Annotated in this window: 12 protein-coding genes; 10 read left to right on the top strand and 2 right to left on the bottom strand. The window is 51.9% G+C overall.

Features of this window, described 5'->3' with window-relative positions; genetic code table 11:
• Window positions 1–122: 122 nt before the first annotated feature.
• The 8 genes from pdhA to R70723_RS17390 all read left to right on the top strand — a co-directional run bounded on the left by pdhA (window position 123) and on the right by R70723_RS17390 (window position 9607).
• Window positions 123–1190: a pyruvate dehydrogenase (acetyl-transferring) E1 component subunit alpha gene (gene pdhA, locus R70723_RS17425; protein WP_039873753.1), complete on the top strand. Its 1068-nt coding sequence runs from the start codon at window positions 123–125 to the stop codon at window positions 1188–1190.
• Window positions 1191–1205: 15 nt separating this feature from the next.
• Window positions 1206–2183, top strand: coding sequence for an alpha-ketoacid dehydrogenase subunit beta (locus tag R70723_RS17420; protein ID WP_039873751.1), 978 nt, complete (start codon window positions 1206–1208; stop codon window positions 2181–2183).
• Window positions 2184–2305: 122 nt separating this feature from the next.
• Entirely contained in the window at window positions 2306–3955 is a 1650-nt protein-coding gene (locus R70723_RS17415) for a 2-oxo acid dehydrogenase subunit E2 (RefSeq protein WP_039873750.1), read from the top strand.
• Window positions 3956–3958: 3 nt separating this feature from the next.
• A complete protein-coding gene (gene lpdA / locus R70723_RS17410) occupies window positions 3959–5371 on the top strand; it encodes a dihydrolipoyl dehydrogenase (protein WP_039873749.1) in 1413 nt (470 codons plus the stop codon).
• 111 nt (window positions 5372–5482) lie between these two features.
• The gene (locus tag R70723_RS17405) at window positions 5483–6457 is read left to right on the top strand and encodes a S66 family peptidase (protein ID WP_039873746.1); all 975 of its coding nucleotides are present in this window, start codon (window positions 5483–5485) and stop codon (window positions 6455–6457) included.
• Window positions 6458–6557: 100 nt separating this feature from the next.
• A complete protein-coding gene (gene thyA / locus R70723_RS17400) occupies window positions 6558–7352 on the top strand; it encodes a thymidylate synthase (protein WP_039873745.1) in 795 nt (264 codons plus the stop codon).
• Between the two features lie 43 nt (window positions 7353–7395).
• Complete coding sequence (locus R70723_RS17395; protein WP_039873743.1) at window positions 7396–7887, top strand: dihydrofolate reductase; 492 nt, start codon at window positions 7396–7398, stop codon at window positions 7885–7887.
• A gap of 232 nt (window positions 7888–8119) precedes the next feature.
• Window positions 8120–9607 (top strand): glutamate synthase subunit beta, encoded by a 1488-nt coding sequence (locus R70723_RS17390; RefSeq protein WP_039873742.1) that lies wholly within the window; start codon window positions 8120–8122, stop codon window positions 9605–9607.
• A gap of 488 nt (window positions 9608–10095) precedes the next feature.
• Here the strand turns inward: R70723_RS17390 and R70723_RS17385 are convergent, their stop codons facing one another.
• Window positions 10096–12096, bottom strand: a complete 2001-nt coding sequence (locus R70723_RS17385; protein WP_039873739.1) for a methyl-accepting chemotaxis protein — start codon at window positions 12094–12096, stop codon at window positions 10096–10098.
• A 560-nt stretch (window positions 12097–12656) separates the two neighbouring features.
• Between R70723_RS17385 and R70723_RS17380 the strand changes: the two genes are divergently transcribed.
• Window positions 12657–14366, top strand: coding sequence for a proline--tRNA ligase (locus R70723_RS17380; protein WP_039873738.1), 1710 nt, complete (start codon window positions 12657–12659; stop codon window positions 14364–14366).
• A 261-nt stretch (window positions 14367–14627) separates the two neighbouring features.
• Here the strand turns inward: R70723_RS17380 and R70723_RS17375 are convergent, their stop codons facing one another.
• Window positions 14628–15182, bottom strand: coding sequence for a GNAT family N-acetyltransferase (locus R70723_RS17375; protein WP_039873737.1), 555 nt, complete (start codon window positions 15180–15182; stop codon window positions 14628–14630).
• 170 nt (window positions 15183–15352) lie between these two features.
• Here R70723_RS17375 and R70723_RS17370 point away from each other — a divergent pair, with 170 nt between their 5' ends.
• Window positions 15353–17653, top strand: coding sequence for a type IA DNA topoisomerase (locus R70723_RS17370; RefSeq protein WP_039873735.1), 2301 nt, complete (start codon window positions 15353–15355; stop codon window positions 17651–17653).
• The last annotated feature ends 85 nt before the right edge of the window (window positions 17654–17738 follow it).

The raw sequence follows: 17738 nt of genomic DNA, 5'->3' as shown, positions 1-17738 counted from the left end.
TACAAAATTTATGGAAACATAAATTTTATGCGTATTTCTTTGACGAAACAGATAAAACAGGTGTATAATAATTCTATAACAGATACCACTGATGTTCAAATTTTTTTATTGAGGTGAAAATGATGACTAGAGTTCCTTATGAAGTGTATACAGAGGACGTGGAGGCCCTTTCGGTGCTTTCTCCGGATGGAGAGGTTATCAACAAAGAAATGATGCCTGCACTTACCGACGATCAGCTGAAAGAGATTATGTACCGTATGGTATTTACCCGCACTTGGGATGACCGTGCTGTTAACCTTGGCCGTCAGGGCCGCCTCGGCTTCTATGCTCCGGTATCCGGACAGGAAGCAACCATGATCGGCAGTGAATTCGCACTGCAGAAAGAAGATTTCGTATGCCCGGGCTACCGCGATATTCCTCAGCTGGTATGGCACGGACTTCCATTATATCAGGCTTTCCTGTATTCCCGCGGTCATCAGCACGGCGGACAGATTCCGGATGGTGTTAATGTGCTTATGCCGCAGATCATCATCGGCGCGCAGATTCTGCATGCTACCGGAATTGCAATGGGCTTCAAGCTGAAGAAGCAGCAGAATGTAGCAATCACCTACACAGGTGACGGCGGTTCTTCCGAAGGTGACTTCTATGAAGGCCTGAACTTTGCCGGACGCTTCAAACTGCCGGTAATCTTCTTCGTACAGAACAACGGTTATGCGATTACGACTCCGTTCGCTAAGCAGACGGCTTCCAAATCCATTGCCCACAAAGCAGTAGCTGTTGGTATTCCGGGAATCAAAGTAGACGGCATGGATGTCTTTGCTGTAATCGCTGCGGTTCAGGAAGCTGCAGAACGTGCACGCAGAGGCGAAGGTGCTACGCTGATTGAAGCTGTAACCTACCGTTTCCGTCCGCACTCTCTCTCCGATGACGCCAGCAAATACCGTTCCAAGGATGAAGAAGGCCAATGGAACGAGAAGGATCCTATCGCCCGTCTTGCCAAGTATTTGGAGAAGAAAGGCCTTTGGACCGAAGAAGATACACTGCGCGTAAGAGAAGAAGCGAAAGCGACTGTAAACGAGCAGATCAAGAAAGCAGAGCAAACCGAAAAAATGACCGTTTCAGGCTTGATCGACAGCATGTTTGAGGTAACTCCGAAACATCTGGAAGAGCAAAAAGCCGATTTCGAATAAGGGGGATATCAGGCAATGGCACAAATGAATATGAAAGAAGCAATTCGTGACGCACTGCGCGTTGAACTGAATCGCGACCCTAATGTTATGATCTTTGGGGAAGACGTTGGTAATGTAGGCGGCGTTTTCCGCGTAACTGAAGGACTGCAGAAAGAATTTGGCGAAGACCGTGTATTTGATACACCGCTTGCCGAGTCCGCAATCGGCGGTCTGGCGTTTGGTCTCGGGGTACAAGGCTTCCGTCCAATCGCTGAAATCCAGTTTATCGGCTTCATCTACGAAGCTCTTGACCAGATCGTTATCCAGGCTGCGCGCCTGCGTTACCGTTCCGGCGGTAAATATAATGCTCCAATCGTATTCCGTACACCATTCGGCGGCGGCGTTAAGGCTGCTGAGCTTCACACGGATTCCCTTGAGGGCCTGATCGCTCAAAGCCCGGGTATCAAGGTTGTTATTCCTTCCAATCCTTATGATGCCAAAGGTCTGATGATCGCGTCGATCCGCGACAATGACCCTGTATTCTTCATGGAGCACCTTAACCTGTACCATGCATTCCGTGATGAGGTGCCAGAAGGTGAATACACCGTTGAACTGGGCAAGGCTAATGTTGTACGCGAAGGCTCTGATGTAACCATCATCACTTACGGTCTGATGGTACATACTTCGACCAAAGCAGCTGACCAGCTGGAGAAGGAAGGCATCAAGGCTGAAATTATCGATCTGCGCACCGTTAGCCCGATTGATATTGATACCATTGTAGCTTCCGTGAAGAAGACTAACCGTGCGATTGTAGTACAGGAAGCTCAGAAGAGCTCCGGTGTTGCCGCTGAGGTTATCGCACAAATCAATGAAAAAGCAATTCTGCACCTTGAAGCACCTGTACTCCGTGTAGCAGGTCCGGATACCATCTATCCATTCGCCCAAATCGAAGATAGCTGGATTCCTACACCGGCGCGCGTAGTTGCAGCCGTGAAGAAAGTTCTGGAATTCTAATAGAGATTATTTCTGCCGTCCTTGCACAAAGGGCGGCACCACTTTCTGCAATATACTTACTACATTAAGCGAATGCTTTCGCTATCCAAAATGAAGCTAAAAACTTTTAGGAGGTTATCAAGGTGGCAAAATTTGAGTACCGGTTCCCTGAGCTGGGCGAAGGTTTGCATGAAGGCGAAATTATCAAAATGCACATCAAAGCCGGCGACAAAGTAACCGATGACGATATCGTAATGGAAGTGCAAAATGACAAGGCAGTGGTAGAAGTACCATGCCCGGTTAACGGCACAGTGCTTGAAGTATTCACTAAAGACGGCCAGGTATGCCGCGTTGGTGAAGTTGTAGCAATCATTGATGCAGAAGGCGATGTTCCTGAGCAGGAAGGCGGCCATCCGGCAGAAGCAGCTTCCCAGGAAGCAGATGCAGCTAAAGGCGGAGCAGATACTACTTCTTCTCCGGCAACCAGTGCTCCATCAGCCGGCGGTGCTGTAAACTTCGAATACCGTTTCCCTGAGCTGGGCGAAGGCCTGCATGAAGGTGAAATCATCAAGATGCACATCAAAGTCGGCGACAAGGTTACCGATGATGATATCATCATGGAAGTACAGAATGACAAAGCTGTAGTGGAAGTGCCTTGTCCGGTTAACGGAACTGTAACTGAAGTTCGTGTTAAAGACGGCCAGGTATGCCGCGTAGGCGAAGTTGTGGCGATTATCGCTGCAGAAGGTGAAGTTCCACAGCAGGAAGGCGGACACGCTGAAGCTCCTGCAGCACAGGAAGCTGCAGCACCGGCAGCTGCACAGGCTACTGCTCCAGCGCCTAACCGTGATATTCTGGCTACTCCAAGCGTCCGCAAAGCAGCACGTGAGCAAGGTGTTGACCTTGCGAAGGTTAACGGCAGCGGCAAGAACGGCAAGATTACCCATGACGATATCGCGGCCTTCCTGAAGGGCGGCTCCGCAGCTCCGGCTGCAGCAGCACCTGCGGCATCCGCAACTGCAGCAGCACCGGCGGCAGAAGCCAAAGCGCCAGCAGCAGCACCGGCTGCAGCAGCATCCGGCAATGCCAGCCTGGAAGAAGAGCGCGTACCATTCAAGGGTATCCGCAAAGCAATCTCCAATGCTATGGTTAAATCGGCCTACACAGCGCCGCATGTTACCATCATGGACGAAGTGGATGTTACTGAGCTGGTGGCTTTCCGTACCCGCATGAAGCCTGTTGCCGAGAAGAAGGGCGTTAAGGTTACTTACCTGCCATTCATCGTTAAGGCTCTGGTTGCCGCTTCCCGTCAGTTCCCTGCGCTTAACGCAATGATTGACGAAAGCACGAATGAAATTGTGTACAAAAAGTACTACAACATCGGTATCGCTACAGACACAGACAATGGTCTGATCGTGCCGGTAATCAAGGATGCTGACCGTAAGAGCATCTGGATGATCGCAAGTGCGATCACAGACCTGGCTGTGCGCGGACGCGACGGCAAGCTGACTGCTAATGAAATGAAGGGCAGCACGATCTCCATCTCCAATATCGGTTCCGCCGGCGGTATGTTCTTTACTCCGATCATCAACTTCCCTGAAGTTGCGATTCTGGGTACAGGCCGTATCACTGAGAAGCCTGTTGTGAAGAACGGTGAAATCGTAGCAGCTCCTGTTATGGCGCTGTCCCTGAGCTTTGACCACCGGATCATCGACGGTGCGACTGCCCAGAACTTTATGAATTACATTAAGACCCTGCTTGCAAATCCTGATATGTTAGTTATGGAGGTGTAATAAATGGTAGTCGGAGACGCTTCAATTGAAATCGACACATTGGTTATTGGTGCAGGTCCCGGCGGGTATGTGGCGGCAATCCGTGCCGCCCAGCTCGGCCAAAAAGTCCTCATTGTAGATAAATCGGAGCTTGGCGGTGTCTGTCTGAACCGCGGATGTATCCCTTCCAAAGCGCTGATCTCTGCAGCTCACAGCTATGAGGCTGCACAGCACGGCGATGTTTTCGGTGTTACTGCCGAGAACGTGAAGGTAGACTGGGCCAAAACCCAGGAATTTAAGAACGGTGTAGTTAAGAGAATGACCACCGGCGTAACCAGCCTGATGAAGGGCAACAAAATTGAAGTGTTCAGCGGCGAAGCAATGTTCATCAGCACAAACGAAGCCCGTTTGTTCAATGACCATGAATCCCCGCGCTACAAATTCAATAACTGCATCATCGCGACAGGCTCCCGTCCGATTGAGCTGAAGCCATTCCCGTTCGGCGGACGTATCCTGTCCTCGACAGAAGCTCTGGATCTGCCAGAGATTCCTAAGAGCATGATCGTAATCGGCGGCGGCTATATCGGCGCTGAGCTGGGTCAAATGTACTCCAAATTCGGCACTAAGGTAACGATCATCGAAGGTCTGGATACTGTACTGCCAGGCTTCGATAAAGATATGACCCGTCTGGTTGCCAAGAACATGGCGAAGACCGGCATCGAGATCGTAACGAATGCCAAAGCGGAAAGTGCTGTTCAGAACGACAAGGAAGTAACCGTTAAGTACTCTGTAGGCGGCGAAACCAAAGAAGTTACAGCGGACTACCTGCTTGTGACAGTAGGCCGTCGTCCGAATACAGACGGCGAGCTGGGTCTTGACCTGATCGGCGTTGAGCTGGATGAGCGCGGTCTGATCAAAGTCGACCACCAGGGCCGCACCAACGTGCCTAACATCTATGCAATCGGCGATATCGTTGCAGGACTTGCTCTGGCACACAAAGCTTCCTACGAAGGTAAGATTGCTGCTGAAGCCATCTCCGGCCACAAATCCGTAGTTGACTACAAAGTCATCCCGGCTGTTGTGTTCACCGATCCAGAGTGCTCCAGCGTCGGCCTGACTGAGAAAGAAGCTAAGGACAAGGGCTACAAGGTAAAAGCCGGCAAATTCCCGTTCGCGGGCAATGGCCGTGCGGTTTCCCTGAACGCTCCGGAAGGCTTCATCAAGATTGTAGCTAACAGCGAGAACAACCTCGTCCTGGGCGCGCAAATCGTAGGTCTGGAAGCTTCCAACTTGATTGCTGAGCTGGGTCTGGCAATTGAAATGGGCGCTACGCTCGAAGATATCGCTCTGACCATCCACGCGCATCCAACCCTTGGCGAAATCGTCATGGAAGCGGCTGAGCTGGTAGAAGGCCATCCAATTCACGTAGTGAAATAATACATTACCGTCTGCTGTAAGGCAGAATCATCATAGAAGGGACTCCCAATGTCATGGTAATGGCTGAGGGGGTCTCTTCTTTTTTTGTAAGACAAGGAAAGGAGTCATCCCATGAAAGCACCTAAACTGCAGGCCGGCGACGAAATTCGTATCATCTCACCGTCGAACAGTCTCGGTATCATAGCACCGGAACAAATTGCGGCTTCTACAAAGCTGCTGGAGGGCTACGGCTTTAAGGTATCTTTTGCAGCGCACGCTTATGAAATGGATCAATTCTCCTCGTCTTCTGTCCGCTCCAGGGTGGAGGATATTCATGAGGCTTTCCGTGATCCCGATGTCAAAGGCATTCTGACCACACTTGGAGGACATAACTGCAACCAGCTGCTCCGCGAGCTCGACTACAGGCTCATTGCAGACAATCCTAAGCGTCTTTGCGGTTACTCAGATATAACAGCGCTGAGCAGTGCCATCTACCGGAAAACCGGGCTGATCACCTATTCAGGTCCCCACTTCTCCACCTTATCCATGCGCCACGGCAATGAATATACGATACGGCATTTTATCCGGATGATGATGGAGGATGAACCGGTTCTGATGCAGCCATCGGCAGAGTGGAGTGATGATGCGTGGTTTCTGGATCAGGAGAACAGGAGCTTTGAAGCTAATGAAGGGCCTTATACAATCTGTTCCGGCTCAGCAGAGGGGATCATTATCGGCGGCAATCTGTGCACGCTCAACCTGCTGCAGGGAACGGGGTATATGCCAAGCCTGAAGGACGCTATACTGTTTCTGGAGGATGATTTTGAATCGAGTCCGGAAACGTTCGACCGTGATCTCCAGTCGCTGATTCATCAGCCGGGCTTTGAGCAGGTCAAGGGGCTTGTCATCGGCAGATTTCAGCGGGCTTCAAGGGTAAATGCGGATATGCTCAAAATAATCATTCAGAGCAAGAAGGAGCTACTGCATCTTCCGGTCGTTGCTGATGTGAATTTCGGTCATACCTCGCCGATATTTACTTTTCCTATTGGCGGCCAGGCTGAGCTGAGGGCGGCTAAAGACACTGTAGAGCTGAAAATCTGGGAATAACAGGAGAACGACAGGAAATTGCATTTTCTGCGCTTAACTAAGTTACAAGGGTGGTCAGGTCATGGTAAACTGGGAGAAGAAAAAAAGGGGGAGTTAAACCTTGCGCAACTATTTAGATTTACTTCAGGATGTACTGGATCACGGCACGGCAAAAAGTGACCGTACCGGTACTGGTACCATATCCGTATTCGGGCGTCAGCTCCGCTTTGATCTGTCCGAGGGTTTTCCGCTGGTTACGACCAAGCGTATTCATCTGAAATCTGTTGTTCATGAGCTCCTGTGGTTTTTAAAGGGAGATACTAATATTTCTTATCTGAAGGAGAACGGGGTTTCGATCTGGGATGAATGGGCAGACGAGAACGGTGAGCTGGGACCTGTATACGGCTCACAGTGGCGTGCCTGGGAGAGCAGTGACGGCCGCCATATTGATCAGATTTCTGCAGTTATTGAATCCATCAAGAGCAACCCGGACTCCCGCCGTCATATCGTAAGTGCATGGAATGTAGGGGAGATTGAACAGATGAAGCTTCCTCCATGCCACTTTGTGTTCCAGTTCTATGTGGCTGACGGCAAGCTGAGCTGTATGCTGACCATGCGTTCAGTGGATACTTTCCTTGGCCTGCCCTTTAATATTGCCAGCTATGCCCTGCTTACCCATATGGTCGCACAGCAGACCGGCTACGAGGTGGGAGACTTCATCTGGTCCGGAGGCGATGTGCACATTTATACAAATCATTTGGAGCAGGTGGCCACCCAGCTGTCTAGAGCGCCGCATCCGCTGCCGAAGCTGAATATTCTCAGAAAGCCTGAGAGCATTTTTGATTATAAATTTGAAGACTTTGAATTTGAAGGCTATGTATATCACCCGGGAATCAAAGCACCGGTTGCCATTTAATCTTTCCGGGACATGATGATTCTTGGAAAAGGAGGGCATAAATATGAGTATAACCATGATTTGGGCTATGGCGGAAAACGGTGTTATCGGTAAAAATAATGATATGCCGTGGCATCTTCCGCTCGATTTTGCCTATTTTAAAGAGCAGACTCTGGGAAAAAGAATGCTTATGGGCCGGAAAACCTGGGAATCGCTTGGCGGTAAGCCGCTGAAGGGCAGAACGAGCATCGTTATAACGCGGGATACCGGCTTTGAGGCAGAAGGGGCAAAGGTCATCCATACGCTGGAGGAAGCCGTCGCTGAAGGGCAGAAGGACGATGAGCTGATGATTATCGGCGGAGCTGAAATCTACGGGATGATGCTTCCTTATGCGGATAAGCTGCTGGTAACCCGGATTCATGAGGATTTTGCAGGAGAGACTACCTTTCCGGAAGTGCGCTGGGAAGAATGGAATGAGGTCTCCTGCGTTCAGGGAATCCGTAATGAGCAGAACCCGTATGATTACCGTTTTTACGTTTACGAACGTACGGTTTAATGAAAAAGCGTTTTCTCTGACACAACATGTGAAATAGTACAAATAATCAGCAGATTAATCCATTACAGTGCGAAAGTATAGAATGCTACTATAGTTAAAATTAGAATTGCTAAACTTAAAAATAGTATAGAATGTGCAGGTACTTCATTGCGCTGAATCGACACGAATCTGCCGCAGTATGCTACAATGTACTATACATCAACACGAAGAGAACGGATGGGGGAAACGTAATATGTCTACACCTACTGGATTTATGGAGTATAAGCGCCAGCTCCCAGGTGACCGCGATCCTGAGCAGCGCGTTAAAGACTGGGAAGAATTCCATCATCACCTTACCGAAGACGAGCTGCGCACACAGGGTGCACGCTGCATGGACTGCGGAACCCCCTATTGCCATACCGGCATTGATATGACCGGAGGGACCTCCGGCTGCCCGGTCCATAACCTGATTCCCGAGTGGAACAACCTGGTCTACCGAGGGCTGTGGAAGGAAGCGCTGGAGCGTCTGCACAAGACAAACAACTTCCCTGAATTTACTGGCAGCATCTGTCCTGCTCCCTGTGAAGGCTCCTGTACCGTTGGCCTGATCGGCCAGCCGGTTACGATCAAGACCATTGAGCTTGCCATTGTAGATAAAGGCTTCGAGGAGGGCTGGGTTGTACCGAATCCGCCTGAGAAGCGCACAGGCAAAAGAGTCGCCATCGTCGGCTCCGGACCGGCCGGACTGGCGGCTGCCGCGCAGCTGAACAAGGCCGGACATACAGTGACCGTATTTGAGCGCAGTGACCGCGTCGGCGGCTTGTTGACATATGGTATACCTACTATGAAGCTGGATAAGCGCGTTGTTCAGCGCCGGGTGGATCTGCTGGCTGCCGAAGGCATTAATTTTGTCGTGAATACCGAGATCGGCAAGGATATACCGACTCTGCAGCTTGTGGATGAATATGATGCTGTCGTGCTGTGCGGCGGGGCAACCAAAGCTCGCCAGTTCAATGTCGAGGGCAGTGAGCTGAAGGGTGTCATGTACGCGATGGATTACCTGACCGGCACGATCAAGAGCTACCTGAACTCCAATCTGGAGGATGGTAACTTTGTCTCGGCAGCAGGTAAAGATGTTGTTGTACTGGGCGGCGGGGATACCGGATCGGACTGTGTAGCGACCTCCCTGCGTCACGGCTGCAAGAGCATTACCCAGTTCGGCACACATGACAAAGCGCCGCTTGAGCGTGACCCGATTGCCAACCCTTGGCCGCAGTTCCCGAATGTGTATACGCTTGATTATGCACAGCAGGAAGCCAAAGCGATCTTCGGTGATGACCCGCGTGAATTCTCCATTATGACAACCAAGTTTGTCGGTGACGAGGAGGGCAACCTGAAGGAGCTGCATACGGTGCAAATCCGCCGTATGGTTGACGAAACAGGCCGCAAGATCTATCAGCCTGTACCGGGAACCGAAGCGGTCTATCCGGCGCAGATTGCGCTGATAGCGATCGGCTTCGACGGGCCGGAGCAGGATATTATTCAGGAGCTGAACCTGGAAACGGACCGCCGCAGCAATGTGAAGGCCCGTTACGGCAAATTCAATACAAGCGTGGACAAAGTCTTTGCCGCTGGTGATATGCGCCGCGGACAGAGCCTGGTGGTCTGGGCTATCAATGAAGGCCGTGCAGCCGCCCGCGAAGTTGACAGATATCTGATGGGATCGACTGTTCTTGTATAAAGCATTGCTTGCATAAAGAATATCAAACCGCCTCTCCAGAGCATCCTGGAGGGGCGGTTTTTTCATTTCATTTCTTTTCATTTCGCCCGCCAGCTCCCTTTTGGCGGAATCAGAGGTATTTGTGCTCTTCATTTCGCCCAACCGTCCACTTTTGGCGAAATCAGAGGCATTTATGTTCTTCATTTTGCCCAACCGTCCACTTTTGGCGAAATCAGAGGCATTTATGCTCTTCATTTCGCCCAACCGTCCACTTTCGGCGGAATCAGAGGCACTTTTGCTCTTCACTTCAGCCGCCAGCCCACTTTCGGCGGAAGCAAAGGTCTTCCTCCCCAGCACCAATAGCAAAAGCCGCCCGGAAGGGCGGCCTAGCTTCTATCTATTCAACCAATTTTAAAGCAGCATACCAAACAGATGCCGTCACATATTGTGCGGCATCTGTTTGGTGTGCTATATCCGGTTTTCTTTACGGTACGAAGCCAAGCCGGATACTAGTCTTCCAGCTTAAAGCGTTCGATCTTGACCTGCAGGTCCGAAGCCATTCTGGAAAGCTCGCCGGAGGATGCGGTAATCTCATCCATGGAGGCCAGCTGCTCTTCCGTCGCTGCTGTTACGCTCTGGAATGCATCTGAGGTGGTACGTGCAATATTGGAAATCTCGACAACGGACGCGGCAACCTCCTCGGCACCCGCTGACATCTGTTCAGTGACAGCAGAAATGTCATGGATCTGGCCGTTGATTCTGGCGGCAGACTGCTCGATATTCAGGAAGGCTGCTTTAGCCTCTTCCGTCACCTTAAGCCCCAGATCAACGTCGGCAGATACCCGGTTATGGATTGCATCATAGGTCTGGTCTATAAGGACGGTCATTTGTTCGATGGTCTCCTGGATATTACCGGCAGTTGTCTTGGACTGGTCAGCCAGCTTGCGCACTTCGGTTGCTACTACAGCGAAGCCCCGGCCGTGCTCGCCGGCGCGGGCGGCTTCAATTCCGGCGTTGAGCGACAGCAGGTTGGTCTGTACGGCAATGTTGGCAATTGCACTGCTCATAGCGGACACCTGGCTATTCAGGCCGTTTAACTGGCCGATCAGCTCCGAGGACAGGTGGGTAGATTCGCGGATCGCATCCATCTGCCGGCTGACCTGGCTGATTTTCTCGCTGCCGCTATGCACATCTGCTTCCGTGTCAGCAGACGAGCTGACGATAGAGGAAGCAGCCTCGGCAATTTTGTTGATGCCGGCTGACATCTCCTCCATTGCGCGGGAAGTCTCAACCATGGCTGCAGTCTGTGTCTCGGCTCCGGCTGATGAATCCTCGACCATCTTGGCCACATAAGCTGTAGCTGTGGCGTTCTCTTGCGTGGTTGCGGTCAGCTGCTGGCTGGAGGCGGCCAGCAGTCCGGAGGTTTCAGTAATATCTGTAACAATAGAGCGCAGCGATTCTACCATGTGATTATAATTTTTTGCCAGATCACCAATCTCATCGGCCCGGTCAATCACGATCTGTTCATTCAGGTATCCTTCACTCACACGGCGGGCAGACTGGTTGAGTCTGGTAATAGGCCGTGAAATTGCCCGTACTATGAAGAACATCAGGATAAGGGAGATAAGCAGGGCAACACCCAGTACCATAAGTCCTTTATAAAGCACCGGAAGAGAGGCGTCAGAGAATTCCTTGGTAGTAATTACACCCACGACAGTGAAGCCTGTTGCAGGGTCCGTGGTATAATAGCCGCGCATATCAAGCCCGGTATCCGGGTTGGTATAGGCCAGATCGCCTTTATCATTGACCAGCAGCTCGGCTACATAGCCGGCGATATCTTCACCTGCTTTTTTGACCGGATGTGAGACGAACTTGTTATTGCGGTCTACTACATAATAGTAGCCTTCTTTACCAAGCTTGTTCTGACTGATCCGGTCACTCATTGCTTTCAGATTGAGGGTGGTGGCGATGGCGCCTTGTCCATCCTCAAGGGTTTTGGAGACAAACAGTGTATAGTTACCAGTGGTTAAAGAAACGGTAGGGTCCGTAAGAGTAACTTGGCCGGGATTATTTAGTGCGGCAGTATACCAGTCCCGTGTGCGCGGATCGTAATCCTGCGGACCGGGGTCCGGCGCTTTCATCCAGGCACCTTTCTCATTTCCGGCAACGAAGAGTTCAAGCTCGGGATGCTCTTTTATAAACAGTTCAATAAGTGTACGTGTAGCAGCCGGTTTGTTATCCACATTAGCGGAGGTCAGCTGCTGGCTGAGCTGTGAGACATTTTGTTTAGCGGCCGTAACCGATTCGTTAATATTAGCTGCCAGCAGATCAACGCTTGTACGCATGGATTGCTGCATGGTCTGTTCCATCTGCTTGCTGGAGCTGTTATAAGATGAGTAGCTTACCAGTACGATTGGAACAACCAGCATAACGGTGAAGATTAACAGCATTTTTCTTTGCAGTGAACGGGATGTGAGATTGAATACAGCGCTTTTGATTTTTGTGAACATGGCTATGACTCCCCCTTGGATGCATATGCTTAGAGGCTTGACCAGCAGGCAGCTTCCTCTTGAAATGCTCTATTCATATATTTCGGTTTGTTTTCAAGAAAATTTCATATGTAAGAAGGTTTACCGGAAAGAATTAATTTACAAACCGCCCGAAATAGTGTAAGCGTATCCAAAAAAATGATGGTAAACATGGCAGTTTTATGACGGGCTTGACGCAATGGGTTCCTTGGTATACATTTAATAGCAATTCAATAACGCAGCTGCGTTAACCAAGGATCTGCGTCCCAAATACCGCCAGAACAGAGAGAGGATTCACCGGCTGAAAGGTCCTCCGAGCCGCGACGGGAGCGCACCCTGCCTTGCAAGCTGCAGCAATAAAGGTTATTCTTTGTTTGCTGCCGGCCCCGGCCGTTATCCGGATAGAGGACTGCCAGGCATAGCCCGGCGGTTGAAATAGGGTGGTAACACGACGCATTCGTCCCTGACGGATGCGTCTTTTTGCGTTTCTTGCGTACTTGCGGATCTGTGTAAGATCCGGACAATCAGAGGAGATGATTTAGATGCGTCAAAGCCAGCTTTTATTAACTACACTGCGTGATGCTCCTGCGGATGCAGAGACGGCCAGCCACCAGCTGCTGCTGCGTGCCGGCTATATTCGTATGCTTGCAGCAGGGATATACAGCTATCTGCCCCTGGGCCGCCGGGTTCTGCGCAGGATTGAACAGATTGTCCGGGAGGAGATGGACAGCGCCGGAGCCCAGGAGATGCTGCTCCCGTCTCTGCTGCCTGCCGAGCTCTGGAAGGAGTCCGGCCGGTTTGAGCCGTACGGCAAGGACCTGATGACGATGCATGACCGCCATGAACGCCAGTTTGTACTCGGACCAACCCACGAAGAAGCGTTCACTTCACTGGTCCGGGGTGAAATCAGCTCCTACCGGAAGCTGCCGGTAACGCTGTACCAGATTCAGACCAAATTCCGCGACGAGCTCCGTCCGCGCTCCGGTCTGCTGCGGGGCAGGGAGTTCCTGATGAAGGATGCCTATTCCTTTGATACAGACTGGGAGGGTCTGGATGAGACTTACAGCCGTATATTCAAAGCCTATGAACGGATCTTTACCCGCTGCGGGCTGAATTTCAAATCTGTGCAGGCGAATGCCGGCGCAATGGGCGGTGAGGGCGGCAATCACGAGTTTATGGCGCTTGCGGATATTGGAGAAGATACGCTCGCTGTATGCTCAAGCTGTGACTACGCGGCAAATCTGGAGGAAGCTGAAGCAGGCGGTATGTTAACCGGCATTAGCGAGAATTTAATGACCCAGCCGGCTGCAGAAAAATTTCATACCCCGGATCTGCGTACGATTGAGCAGCTGGAGAATAATCTGCAGATAACAACGGATAAGATCATTAAGACGCTGATCTACAGCAGTGGTGATACCTGCTTTGCCGTGCTGGTCCGCGGTGATCATGAGGTAAATGAGCTCAAGCTGGCGTCTGCTGCCGGCGTTGCTGCAGTGTCTCTCGCCGATTCTGAAGCAGTCAGGACAGCTGCCGGTGTAGAGAGCGGATATGTCGGACCGGTTGGCCTGCAGCTGCCAATTATCGTGGACAGGGCTGTAGCCATGATGGCAGCGGGGATTACAGGTGCCGGAGAAAAAGACTACCATCTGCGCAATGTAGTGCCTGGCCGGGACTTTCTGCTGGAGCATGTAGCTGATATCAGAAATGCTGCTCGAGGGGAGACCTGTCCGAAATGCGGCCAGGGCGTATACCATTTTCATAAAGGAATCGAGATCGGACATATCTTTAAGCTGGGCACAAGGTACAGCGACAAGCTAGGCGCCGTTTACCTGGATGCCTCCGGCAGGAGTAAACCGGTGATTATGGGCTGCTACGGCATTGGCCTCTCCCGTCTGATGGCTGCAATAGCTGAACAGACCCATGATGATGAAGGCCTGCTCTGGCCGGAGGAGCTGGCACCTTACCGTGTGCATATTCTTCAAATGTCCGCCAAGGATGAGGAGCAGACTCTGCTTGCTGAAGCACTATATGAGGAGCTGAGCGGGCTGGGCTTGGAGACTTTACTGGATGACCGGGACGAACGCGCCGGAGTGAAGTTCAAGGACGCCGGGCTGATCGGCATTCCGGTTGTACTGGTGGTCGGCAAGGCTGCCGGTGAAGGAAGGGTTGAGTACTGGGACCGGAGAAGCGGTACGAAAGAGGTTGTATCCGGTGCTGAGGCGATCTTGCGGATCGGAAATAGAACGAGATAGAGAGCCGCGTTACCCATTTAGTTACATCCTGTGTCTCTGTGAATGCCGCATCCAGGGCGTTGCATCTGAAGCTGGGCTTCCGGGAGGAGGGAGTACGCCGCAGAAGCATTTACATGAACGGCAGATTTTATGATGATCTTCTGCTTGGACTGCTGCGTGAGGAGTTTGATGAGGCGGAAGAGCTGCTGAACAAAGCGCAATGATCAAAATGCCCGGCCGGTCAGCAGACCGGCCGGGCATTTCCAGTTCTCCGCAGCATGCTCATGCAGGGTTATTATATCTCGCCATCATATATGTGCTGTAATATTTTCCGTCTGACAGAGTGCGGTCCCGCTTCAGCAGCCCTTCAATTTCAAAGCCAAGGCTTTTATACAGCCGGATAGCCGGCTCATTGGTTTCCAGGACACCGCTTAAAATCATTTTGGTTATACCGTTTGCATCGGCCCAGTCAATGGAAGCCTTCAGCAGGTTCCTCCCGATACCATACCCCCAGTATTGCTTAAGGACACCCACCCCGAACTCTGCCTTATGCAAAAACCGCTTCAGATCATTGCCCTCACATCTGGAATAGCCCAGGATCGAGCCGTTCCTTTCCGCCACCAGGCATAGATTGCGCGGATGCTGCGTATCGTTCTCAATAATCGCCTTAAATCCGTTCTCATCGATAAAAGCTTCCCCGGGTATCCGGTCCATATGCTCCGTCTCCCCGTCCACCTGCAGCCTTACTGCTGACAGCTCCTTCGCATCCTCCGGGGTTGCAGAGCGGATCGTATAATGAAGACCGTTCACCTGAAAGCTTTGCGGGCTGATGATCATAGTATCTTCCCCTTTCTTTCTTATATCAATTATTCCTCTCCACTATAAGCCAAAGGCTTCCCTCTATTCAATTGCGGTAGAAGATTAATAGCAGGTAATTATTTTAACAAAATGGTATAATAGAAAATCTGGATACGTTTTGGAACAACGAAGGGTAAGGAGCGATATTTTTGAAAACACTCATTATTGCGGAGAAACCGGACATGGGGCGGAATATCGCCGCCGCAATAGAACCGAAGGCCAAAAATCACCGTTCCTATCTGGAAGGGGAGCAGTACATCATCACCTGGGCTATCGGTCATCTGATCGGACTCGCCGAACCGGATGCTTATGATGACAAATACAAAAAGTGGAACATTAACGATTTGCCGATTATTCCCGACCAGTTCAAGCTGGTGCCGAATGCCCGGACTGTTGACCAGCTGAAGGTGATCGGCGAGCTGGCCAAACGCAGCAACCTGCTGGTCAACTCCTGTGACGCGGGGCGAGAGGGTCAGCATATTTTCTCGCTGATTCAGCGGCATTTGAAGCTTAGCCAGCCGGTGAAGCGGCTGTGGATTTCCGACCTGACACCGGAGACGATCCGCAAAGGCTTTCAGGAGCTGAAGGACGGCTCGGAATATGAGAATCTGACCAAAGCTGCCCGGGCACGCAGTGAGGCGGACTGGCTGATCGGGATGAACGGCTCGCGCGCTTTTACTACAAAGCATAATGTGCTGCTGTCCGTGGGGCGGGTGCAGACACCCGTACTGGCGCTGATCTATGACCGTCAAAAGACGATTGAGGCGTTTTCGTCGCTGAAGTTTTTTGAGGTGGAAGGCCATTTTGCACAGAATGAGGTTGCTTATAAAGGCATGTGGCAGGGGGACCGCCTGACCGACAAGGAGAAGGCTGATGCGCTGGCCGCCAAGGTTAAAGGTAAGCCCGGCCGGATAGCCTCTTACGAGGTCAAGGATACGAAGGAGTACCCGAACAAACTGTATGATCTGACGCTCCTGCAGCGTGAGGCGAACGGGAAGTACGCATTTTCGGCCAAAAAAACGCTAGATATCGCCCAGGCGCTCTATGAGAAGCATAAGGTTATTTCATACCCGCGGACGAACTCCAACTATGTTACCGAGCAGAACATCCCGGAGATGCATAAGACGCTGAATGCCCTGCAGGGCACCTCCTATGACGAGCTGGTCAAGGGCGCGAACCGCAGCCTGGTCCATAAAGGCAATAAATTTGTCTGCAATCCGTCCAAGGTGGAGGATCACCACGCAATCCTGCCGACTAACCGCAAGGCTTCGGGGCTGAGTGCGGATGAGGCGAAATTATATGATCTGATTGTGAGACGTTTCCTGTCCCAGTTCTATCCGCCCGCCGAATATAAGGTGCATACCGTTATAACGGAGGTTGAAGGTGAAAACTTCAAGACTACGGTTAAGGAGCTGCTGAGTCTGGGCTGGAAGGTGATTTATGCCGACCAGAAGAAGGATAAGGCGAAGCCGGCCAAAGGAAAGGGCAAGGACGACGAGGAGGAAGAGGAGATCGAGGTGAATGAGCCGTTCTCTATCTCTCCTGCGGATGAGGTGCTGTGCAGCGATGCGGTGGTCAAAGAGAAGGATACGCAGCCGCCCAAGCATTACACAGAAGGCACCCTGCTCAAAGCGATGGAAAGCGCGGGCAAGCAGATCGAGGATGAGGAGCTGCGCGATGTCATGAAGGATTCCGGACTCGGAACGCCGGCAACCCGGGCAGCAACCATCGAGCGGCTGAAAAATGTCGGCTACGTCGAAATGCAGGGTAAAAAGATTGCCATCACCCAAAAGGGGCGGACGGCGATTGAGCTGATACGCGGAGCGGGCATCGAGCTGCTGACCTCACCGGAAATGACCGGGCAATGGGAGCGGAGGCTCAATGAAATTGCCCGGGGTACTGCGGCGGACGGGCAGTTCATGGAGAACGTGAAGCGCTTTGCTTCCATGATCGTCGACAAGGTGAAGGTTCAGTCCCGTGCGGCCAAAACCTCCTTTGAAGGCGAGACGCCTTCTGTCCGGGCCGGCGCCAAAGGCCGGAGCAGCGGGGCAGCCTCCAAGGAAGGCGGGGATAAGCCGGCTGCCGGTACACGCAAGCGCAGCAGTGCAGGAGACGGTGGAGCCGGCGCCAAGCCGGCCGCTGCAAGAACGGCCAAGCCTGCAGAGCAGGGGAGCGGAGGGCCGAAGATTATCGGCAGCTGTCCGCGCCCGGGCTGCGGCGGCACCATCTTCATGGGCCGCAAGGGCTACGGCTGCTCTCATTACAAAGAGGGCTGCAAGTTTGTGATCTGGAAGGAAACCCATGGACGTACGCTAACAGACACCCAGGTCAAGGCGCTGATCGAGAAGGGGAAGACCGGCAGGCTCAAGCTGGCCGCCGAGGACGGCTCGCCGCTGGAAGGCAAGCTGGTGCTGGCCAATACGGATACAGGGCAGCTAGGCATAGAATAATGCCGTGATGATCCGTTAGAAAAGTAAAAAGAGGATGCAGCCTGACCGCGGGATATCCCGGCAGGCTGCATCCTCCTCTTTTTCA

This window comes from Paenibacillus sp. FSL R7-0273 (assembly GCF_000758625.1).
Taxonomy (GTDB): Bacteria; Bacillota; Bacilli; order Paenibacillales; family Paenibacillaceae; genus Paenibacillus_AQ.
Note: the sequence above shows the minus strand (reverse complement) of the source record. Positions and strands in the feature narration are given on the sequence as shown.